Raw genomic sequence first — 288 nt, 5'->3', positions numbered from 1 at the left:
ACATTGGCCGTTTAGTTAAAGCAGCAGGAAAAATCTGGATTGTGGATGCCATGAGTTCATTTGGTGGAGTACCTATGGATATTGCTGAGCTTGAAATTGATTTTCTAATTTCAAGTGCAAATAAATGTATTCAAGGTGTTCCGGGCTTTGGCTTTATTTTGGCAAAGCGTGATTGCCTAGAAGCATGTAAAGGCTTGGCACGTTCGGTCAGTCTCGATTTATATGACCAGTGGAATACGATGGAGCAGCATAAAGGTAAATGGCGTTTTACCTCGCCAACCCATGTGG

The 288-nt window shown here is 42.4% G+C and carries 1 protein-coding gene; it reads left to right on the top strand.

The genetic code is table 11. The features are described 5' to 3' along the window. Positions 1-288: aminotransferase class V-fold PLP-dependent enzyme (locus tag ACG916_RS21605; RefSeq protein WP_419378818.1), on the top strand; the 288-nt coding region annotated here is incomplete at both ends.

Origin of the sequence: Acinetobacter legionensis, from assembly GCF_048552295.1 — a bacterium.
Lineage (GTDB): Bacteria > Pseudomonadota > Gammaproteobacteria > Pseudomonadales > Moraxellaceae > Acinetobacter.
This window is presented reverse-complemented; position numbering and strand designations above follow the sequence as displayed.